General features: G+C 67.2%; 1 protein-coding gene. It reads right to left on the bottom strand.

Going from position 1 to position 1,324, the window contains the following annotated elements; all coding sequences use genetic code 11:
- Positions 1–33: 33 nt before the first annotated feature.
- Positions 34–1,236, bottom strand: a complete 1,203-nt coding sequence (locus ABT294_RS50745) for an IS481 family transposase (RefSeq protein ID WP_350813750.1) — start codon at positions 1,234–1,236, stop codon at positions 34–36.
- Positions 1,237–1,324: the final 88 nt, after the last annotated feature.

The raw sequence follows: 1,324 nt of genomic DNA, 5'->3' as shown, positions 1-1,324 counted from the left end.
TGTGATGTCTCAGGACATCGGAAACCCTCGAACCTACGGGTTCGGGGGTTTTCTCTTGTCTTGGGGCTGGTAGTCGCGGGTGGGGTCGATGGTCAGCTCGCGGAGGAGTTCTCCTGTGACGGCGTCGACCACACGGACGTGCAGGTCGGCGACCAGCAGGATGACGTGGGTTCGGGCGTGGGTTCGTCCGACGCCGATGTGGTGCAGGCGACCGGCCAGGCGCAGGGTGACGACGCCGGAGGGGTCGATGCGGTCGTGCCGTACTCGGGTGTGGGTGTCGGCGTCGCGGCTGTTGGCGGGCAGGGCCTTGGGAAGGGCGTTGTAGACGGCTGCGGGGGTGGCGCGCTGTGGCAGGGATCGGTGGGGGCGGTGGTGGTTGTAGGCGTTGAGGAAGCGGTCGATGAGTGTCTGGAGGTCGGCGAGGGTGGCCGGCTGGTTGGGCTGGGCGCGTAGCCAGTTCTTCATCGTCTGCTGGAAACGCTCGACTTTGCCGCAGGTGGTGGGGTGGTTGGGAGTGGAGTTCTTCTGCTGGACGTGCAGGCGGCGCAGTTCGTGTTCGAAGGCGTTGCGGCCGCCGCGGCCGCCGGCCAGGCGGGTGGTGAAGACCATGCCGTTGTCGGTCAGCGTGGAGGCTGGCACGCCATGGGCGGCGATCGCGTGGCGGAAGGTGTCGCGCACGATGGGCCCGGTGATGCGGCGCCGGCAGGTGACGTGCAGGGCGTAGCGGGAGTGGTCATCCAGCCAGGTGAGGATCTCGGCGTCGGTGCCGTCGGCCAGCCGGTAGTGGGTGAAGTCGGCCTGCCAGGTCTCGTTCGGCAAGCTGGCTTGGAAGCGGATGTAGGACGAGCGTGGCCGTTTCTTGGGCTCGGGCACCACCAGGCCATGACGGGCCAGGTAGCGACTGATCGTGGCTCGGGACACCGTGCGCCGATGGTGGTGTTGCAGGTGCCAGGCGATCGTGTCGGGACCGGCGTCCAGGCCCTGGTCGGCGAGCTCCTTGCGGAGCCGGACGATCAGCTCGACGGTGTCGGCGTCGATCGCGTTCGGTGAGGTTCGCGGCCGTCGCGATCGCGGCTCGAACGCCGCCTCGCCCTCGGCCCGGTAGCGGGCCACCAGCTTGGATACCCAGCCCTTGGATACCCCGTAGGAGCGGGCGACCTCTGCTTGGGAACGTCCCTCGACGACCACGGCGGTGATGACAACTCTGGCCTTGGACACGACGCCCAGGCTCTTGATCGCGGCAGTTGCCTATGTCCCGAGACACACCTTGCTGGAGTTTCCTATGTCTTGCGACATGGGTTTCCTATGTCCTGAACCAGCACAC

This window comes from Nonomuraea sp. NPDC000554, assembly GCF_040300065.1.
Taxonomy (GTDB): domain Bacteria; phylum Actinomycetota; class Actinomycetes; order Streptosporangiales; family Streptosporangiaceae; genus Nonomuraea.
The sequence above is the reverse complement of the archived record's forward strand: the minus strand, read 5'-3'. Positions and strand labels throughout refer to the sequence as shown.